The following is a 6956-nucleotide window of genomic DNA, read 5'->3' on the forward strand; positions in this document are numbered from 1 at the left end:
CATATCGAACTACCTGACGGGTTGCCGGGAACTGCTCGAGGACCCGGGGGGACGGGACGATGCGCTCGTCCGGGACGCGATCGGCGAGGCCGCGGCGCAGGCCCTGCGAGCCGGCGAGATCATCCGCTCTCTCCGGACGTTCGTGTCGCGTGCCGAATCGCGACGGCTGCCCGTTCAACTCGATGCGCTCGTAAGAGAGACCCTGGCACTCGCGATGCTCGGGTCGTCGCACGTCGAGGTGCGGGTGAACGTCAGGATCGGATCGGAGCTACGGGTTCTTGTCGACCGAATCCAGATCCAGCAGGTTGTCCTGAACATCGTCAGGAATGCCGTCGAGGCCATGGAGGGTCGCCCTGTCAGAACGCTGGGGATCGTCGCCTCGGCCTCGCCTCACGACGGCATGGTCGACGTTGCGATCTCGGATACGGGAGGCGGCATACATCCTACCTTGGCCACGAAGCTGTTCCAGCCGTTCCAGACGACGAAGCCGAACGGGATGGGCGTCGGTCTCTCGATCTGCCGGACGATCGTCGAGGCGCACGGCGGCCGGATCACGGCGGAGACGTTGGCCGACGAGGGAACGACATTCCGGTTGAGCCTGCCGGCTGCCGTCGACGGGGGGGAGCGTGATGCAGCCTGAACCCGCCGTCCACGTGGTCGACGACGACGCCGACGTCCTTCGTTCGGTGTCCTTCCTGCTGCGGGCCCACAGGATCCCGGCCCGCATGCATTCGTCCGCGAGCGCCTTCCTTCGGGCCGAGGCCGTCGGCATCGCGGGCTGCGTCCTCAGTGACGTAAGGATGCCCGAGATGGACGGGATCGAACTCTTGCGTCGCCTGCGGGCCGCCGGGTCGTCCCTCCCGTTCATCGTGATGACGGGACACGCCGACGTCCCGCTCGCGGTCGAGGCGATGAAGGCGGGAGCGATGGACTTCATCCAGAAGCCCTGCGCCGGGGAGGCCTTGCTCGAACTCGCCGGCCGCGGGCTGGAGCGTTGGCGCGAGCTGTCCGCGGAAAGGGCGCGGCAGGCCGACGCGAGCGCCGGGATCGCGGTCCTGTCGAAGCGGGAACTCGCCGTCCTGGAGGAGGTGGCGCGCGGCAAGGCGAGCAAGGTCGTCGCGCACGAGCTCGGGATCAGCGTCAGGACCGTCGAGGTCCACCGGGCGAACATCCTTGCCAAGCTGGGAGTCGACAACACCGCGTCGGCCATTGCCAAGCTGGTGGCCTCAAGGGGCTAGGGCCCTTTCACGGCCTCCTGCCCTCCCGCCCCGCCTCGTATAGCTTCACCCCGCCTCGCAGACCCTATGCGTGTTCCGGCCGTCGTGCTTCGCTCGATAGAGGGCGGCATCGGCTCGACGATACAGGTCAGTCGGGTGTTCGCCCTTGCGTGCCGTGGCAATTCCGATGGAGACCCCGACGAGGAACTCCCGGGCTTCCACTACGATCGGATCCCCGACTATTTCGACGATCGTAGTCGCCAGCCGCTCCACTTCAGCGCTCGGTCGATCGGAAACGACGGCGAACTCGTCGCCGCCGAGACGGGCGACAACCGATCCTCCCGGGGAGACCGATGCCAGGCGGGTCGCCACGGCCCTCAGGACATCGTCGCCCGCCGAATGGCCGAACCGGTCGTTCACCCCCTTGAAGCCGTCGAGGTCGAGAAGCATCAGCGTCGCGCCGCCCGCGAAGGCCGCGTCCTCCATGGCCCTGTTGAACGCCGTCCGGTTCTTGAGACCCGTCAGCTCGTCATGGGTGGCGAGATAGAGCGTGCGCTCGAGGAGGTCGCGCTCGGTCGTGATGTCGCGCTTCACCCCGAAGATGCGGAACGCCACCCCGTCGCGGGCCTCGACGGACGCTGTGATGCGGATCCACCGCCGCGTGCCGAGGGCGGTGACCACCCGGGCGTCGAGCTCGAAACCGGACAGCGTGCGGATCGCCTCCGCTCGCAGGTCCGTCAACCGGAGACGGGTGTCCGGCTCGTAGCAGTCCAGGATCAGCGCCCGATCCGGCGTCGTGCCGCGGGGAATGTCGAAAAGGTCGAAGACCCCGTCGGTCCACGTCAGGACCTCGTCGGGCAGGCTGCACTCCCAGACGCCCATCCGCGCGGCGGCGAAGGCCGCGTCCAGCACGGCGGGATCGTGTCTGGGACGGTCAGTTTCCGGCGGCGGAGCCGTACCGGACCGCGCATCGACGGGATCCGACGAGGTTCTCATGAAGCGCCTGGAGGGCAGGTGGCAGAGCTGATCGAGGCGACCGGGGGACGGTCGGGCGACGGCATGGTCACTCTCATGCGCTCCGACCAAGGTCCGCTCCACTCGCGAACGGCGGGACGCCGATCGCATACGGCTATTATTCGCGGCGAAGCATCGCAGGATTTCCTGAACGATTCTGGAATCTGTCCCATTCTCGGTCAGAACAACTCGATCGCCGCCCCGACGTCCACCGTCCCGGTCCCGGTGCCGAGATGGGCCTCCCGCTGCGAGCGCATCACGTAGGTGTCGTAGAGCTCCGCGAGGATGATCGGCAACCGGTCGCCGTCGGCGAGGGCCGGGTCGAGGATCATGTCGGCCCCGGCGTCCGCCAGTCGACGGACCCCCTCCTCCAGCGCCTCGGTCTGCTGCCTGACGATGTCCTGGAACTGCACGCACCCGGCGATCTCCTGGATCGGGCCGGCAAGATCGGAACCCAGGCGGCCGACCTCCCGCAGCATCTCGGACTGCTGCCGCGACACCTCGTCGAGTGCCGCGGCCATGGACGCGTTCGAGCGGACGATCAGCTCGCGGGTCCGTTCGTCCCGCCTCTCCCGCTCCCCGATCGAGCGGACCAGCGCACCCTTGACGGTCGCCGCGATCTCGCGGACCCCGGCCTCGACCGACTTGGCGATGCTGTCCGTCTGGGCGGCAAGGGCGCGCACCTCGTCGGCCACGACGCCGAAGCCACGCCCGGCATCCCCCGCCCGCGAGGCCTCGATCTTCGCGTTGAGTGAGAGGATGTGGGTCATGCGGGTGATCTCATCGATCCGCTCGAGCCCCTTGACCAACGAACCGACGAGCGAGACGACCTGCGCGAGGGCCGTCTGGGTCTCCCGCTCGAGCGACGCGTTGTCGACGGCGGACCGGTCGAGCAGCGCGTGATGCTCGTCGAGCTCCCGGCGCATCTCGCCGACGACCCGCTCCAGCGGCGCGGCCGATTCCGTCACCTTGCGCGAGAAGGTGCCGACGAGGTCCTCGACGGGACCGAGAAGCTCGACGATCCGGAGGGCCGCCGCCTCGGTCTCGTCGCGGACCAGCCCGAGCTGGGCCCCGGCGAGGTCGCCGAGCGAGCGCAGGGCCTCCGCCTCGCGCACGGCACCTTCCGCCTGCCGCCCCGGCCCTCCGTCGTCGCCCGCCGAAGGCACGGCCTCGTATGCCGGATGCATCCCCTCGTCGTATCGCTGTTCGGCCAACGCACTCATCGCGGCGGTCTCACGCGGGGACGAGCTGCTTGATGACGCCGAGCAGCGAGTCGGCGGGCACCGGCTTCACCAGCCATCCGGCGGCGCCCGCCGCCTTGGCCTGGGCCCGCTTCTCCTGCTGGGATTCGGTCGTCAGCATCAACATCGGCGTGAAGGCCATGCCGGGAACCTTCTTGGCGGTGCGGATGAAGTCGATGCCGTTCATGCCGCCCATGTTGAGGTCGGTGATGACGAGGCGCGGCTTCGTTCCGCCCGACAGTTTGGCGAGCGCCTCCTCGGCGGAAAGCGATTTCACCACGTCGTGTCCTGCCCGCTTCAGGACCGACTCCATGCTCGCGAGGAGCGTCGGGGAATCGTCGACCAGCATGACCATCATGGGAGCATTCCTTGTGTGGTGCCGCGCAACGCGTCAGGCGACGGGGAGAAGGGGGGCGACCCAGCGGGCTAGGAAGGGATCCGCGGGGGCCACGGAAACGGGAACGGCGGCCTCGGCCAACGCCTGGACGATCGCCGTGTGCAGGTGGGTCGAGTCCTTGAGATCGGCGGTCGGCCGGGCGACGGCTTCCAGCCATTCGCCCAGCGCCGGGGCGTCCTCCACCCCGCAGGCGCCCTCCATGCGGACCGTGCTTTCAACGAAGGTCATGGGCATGCACGTCTCCATTCGTGTCAGAGGAGGTCCTTGAGGTTCAGGACCAGGAGTACCTCGCCGTTGCCGAGAACCGCCGTTCCGGCGTAGCCGGGCAATCCGGCGAGAAGGCCGGACATCGGCTTCAGCACCACCTCGATGCCGACGTTGAAGTCGTCGACGACGAGGCCGACGGGCGCGCCTTGCAGGCGGCAGACGAGGACGGCCTCGCTGTCGCGTGGCTCGGCGTCCGGCTTCAGCGCCAGCCGGCTGCGCATGCGCACGAGCGGTACCAGCGCATCGCGCAGCAGGAACATCTCGGCCTGCTTGAAGCGGCGGATGGAGGCGGACGGCAGGCGTACGGTTTCGGCGACCGTCTCCATCGGAATGCCGATCAGCGTGCCGGCGACTTCGACCATCATCACCCGCGTCACCGCCATGGACAGCGGCAGGCGCAGAAGGATCTTCGTGCCGAGCCCAGGCGTCGAGGAGAGGCTGACGTCGCCGCCCATCTGCTCGACCGTCGTGCGCACCACGTCCATGCCGACGCCGCGTCCCGACAGGTCGCTCGCCTCGTCGCGCGTCGAGAAGCCGGCGAGGAAGACGAGCTGGACCGCCTCCTCCGGCGACATCGAACTCGCGCGCGCGGCGTCGATCAGGCCCTTTGCCAAGGCCTTTTCGGTGATCCGGACCGGATCAATGCCGCGTCCGTCGTCGGTTACCTCGATACAGACCCGGTCGCCCTCCTGGAACGCCCGGATGCGAACGAGGGCCGTCCGTCGCTTGCCGGCGGCGATCCGGTCTTCGGGCTCCTCGATGCCGTGGTCGAGCGAGTTTCGCATGATGTGCAGCAGCGGATCGGACAGGGCCTCGACCACGTTCTTGTCGGCTTCGGTGTCCTCGCCCTCGATGACGAGTTCGATCTCCTTGCCAAGCTTGCGCGAGATGTCGCGCACGAGACGCGGGTAGCGTCCGAACAGGCTTCCGACGGGCATCATGCGGATCTGCATGATGGCGCCCTGCATGCTCTGCGTGATGCGGTCGAGCGCGCTGTACTGGTGCTTGATCTCCCGCGCGAGCTCGCGGCAGCCGAACTCGTTCTCGGCGCGCCGCGACAGGTAGGGCAGCGCGTTCTTGGCCACCACGAGTTCGCCGACGAGGTCCATGATCGCGTCGACGCGCGACTGTTCCACCTTCAGGAATTTCTCGCCCTCCCCCTTGGGCTGGTTCTTCGCCCCGCGCGCTTCCGCCGATCCACCGTCAACCGAGGGCACCTTCGGGGCGGGCCCGGCCGGTCGCATCAACGTCGCGAGGGCGGACAGGAGGGGGGCCGGATCGCCGCCGACGAGGGATGCGTCGCCTGCCGAGGTCAGGGCCTCCCGAACGTCCTCACCCGTCGTTGCGAATACGATGCGCGCGAGCGTCTCGATGACGGACGGCAGGCGGTTGCGCCAATCCTCAGACCCTGGCTCGAGCGCCAGGATGCGCGCCTGTACGTCGGACAGTTCGTCGGCGAGCGCGATCTCCATCGGACCGTCGGTCTTCGACGTTTTGGCTCGAAGGTCGTCGGGCCCCCGTGGCTCGAGACCGTTCAAGCCGCGCACGATCGTCTGGATGGCGGCGGCGGGAGGCGTCGGCACTTCGAGAATCGCGGTCAGCCAGCGGGCCCCGGAGCCGACGACACCGTCCCGCCCACAGGCTCCCCCCACGGCCTCCGACAGGGCGAGCCAGTCGCCGTCGGCAGCAAGGTCGAGCCAGCCGCGCAACTCCCGTTCACTGGCGTCGTCGCGCTCGCTCGCAAGGTCCAGGTGGAAGAGGTCCTCGATCGCGACATCACTGATCGAGACCTGCTCGGTCACGTATCGGAACAGCTCGTCAACGGTCTTGCGCGATGCATCGGCAAGAACGCGAAGCACCACGCGGCAGGAAAAGAGGTCCGCCGCCCTCAGCTCCTCCCAGTCGTCGCGATGGGTCCACTGGAACGCGATGAGACCGGGGATCTGCCGGATCGCGTAGAGCGGGTCCTCGCCGGCATAGAAGCATTGCGGGTCCGGGCGATACTCGATGGCGAGGAGCCGGGCCTCTTCCCCCAGACGGGCCAGGACGCTCGCGGCCGCGAGGCGGTCGGACTCTTCGAACCCGTGGACCCAGGGCGGGACCTCCGCCGGCACGGACGCGGGCTCGGCGCCCGGCTGCGCGCCGACCGGTGCAGCGTCCTGCGCGATGCGGCTTCGATAGGTCGCGATGTGGACGGCTCCGACGCGCGCCGCGTCGGAGGGCAGCGAGCCGTTGCTGCCGAGCCATTCCACCCAGTGGGACAGGAGATCCATGCCGGCGAGAAGCTGGTCGACGAGTTCCGGCTCGAGGACCAGCTTGTGCTCTCGCACGAGGTTCAGGACGTCCTCCGCGGCGTGGACGAGCTTGGTGAATGCGGGGATTTCGAAGATCCCGGCCGTGCCCTTCAGCGTATGTACCGACCGGAAGAGACCGTTGACCGCATCGTGATCCGACGGGTCGGCCTCCAGCGCCACGAGGGCTCTCGTGGAGGATTCGAGAAGGTCGCGCGCTTCCGGAATGAACTGTTGGAGAAGAAGGTCCATCACATCACCGTCGCGGTCATCAGTCGGACGCAGGACACCAGCCGGTCGGGCCGGATCGGCTTGAAGAGGTAGTGGTTGGCGCCGGCGGCGTAGGCGGTGGCGACGTCCTCCGGCTTGCTCTCCGTGCTCATCATGATGGCGGGGATCGCCCGGAGCGCGGGATCGGCCCGCACGCGGCGCAGCATCTCGTGCCCGTCCATCTTCTGCATGTTCACGTCGGCGAGGATCAGGTCGAAGGGCTCGGCCATCAGGCGCTCGAGCCCCTCGAGCCCGTTGA

The 6956-nt window shown here is 68.4% G+C and carries 8 protein-coding genes; 2 read left to right on the forward strand and 6 right to left on the reverse strand.

The annotated features are described in order from the left end of the window. On the forward strand, positions 1-640 hold a 640-nt coding region (locus QZ753_RS08305), incomplete at its 5' end, for an ATP-binding protein (protein ID WP_294642702.1). Continuing rightward, complete coding sequence (locus QZ753_RS08310) at positions 630-1238, forward strand: response regulator (protein WP_294642704.1); 609 nt, start codon at positions 630-632, stop codon at positions 1236-1238. The genes QZ753_RS08305 and QZ753_RS08310, both read left to right, overlap by 11 nt. A 45-nt stretch (positions 1239-1283) precedes the next feature. Here the strand turns inward: QZ753_RS08310 and QZ753_RS08315 are convergent, their stop codons facing one another. From QZ753_RS08315 to QZ753_RS08340, 6 genes are all read right to left on the reverse strand, one after another. Next, the gene (locus QZ753_RS08315) at positions 1284-2129 is read right to left on the reverse strand and encodes a sensor domain-containing diguanylate cyclase (protein ID WP_294642706.1); all 846 of its coding nucleotides are present in this window, start codon (positions 2127-2129) and stop codon (positions 1284-1286) included. 281 nt (positions 2130-2410) lie between these two features. Next, positions 2411-3445, reverse strand: a complete 1035-nt coding sequence (locus QZ753_RS08320; protein WP_294642708.1) for a methyl-accepting chemotaxis protein — start codon at positions 3443-3445, stop codon at positions 2411-2413. 19 nt (positions 3446-3464) lie between these two features. Continuing rightward, a complete protein-coding gene (locus QZ753_RS08325; RefSeq protein ID WP_294642710.1) occupies positions 3465-3830 on the reverse strand; it encodes a response regulator in 366 nt (121 codons plus the stop codon). A 33-nt stretch (positions 3831-3863) separates the two neighbouring features. Next, positions 3864-4103, reverse strand: a complete 240-nt coding sequence (locus tag QZ753_RS08330) for a hypothetical protein (RefSeq protein WP_294642712.1) — start codon at positions 4101-4103, stop codon at positions 3864-3866. Positions 4104-4120: 17 nt separating this feature from the next. After that, positions 4121-6679 carry a chemotaxis protein CheA gene (locus QZ753_RS08335; RefSeq protein ID WP_294642714.1) on the reverse strand — a complete coding sequence of 853 codons (2559 nt, stop codon included), beginning with the start codon at positions 6677-6679 and terminating at the stop codon, positions 4121-4123. After that, a partial coding sequence (locus QZ753_RS08340; protein ID WP_294642716.1) for a response regulator occupies positions 6679-6956 on the reverse strand: 278 nt, incomplete at its 5' end. The genes QZ753_RS08340 and QZ753_RS08335, both read right to left, overlap by 1 nt.

It is taken from the genome of uncultured Aureimonas sp., from assembly GCF_913775355.1.
In the GTDB taxonomy this organism is placed as follows: domain Bacteria; phylum Pseudomonadota; class Alphaproteobacteria; order Rhizobiales; family Rhizobiaceae; genus Aureimonas.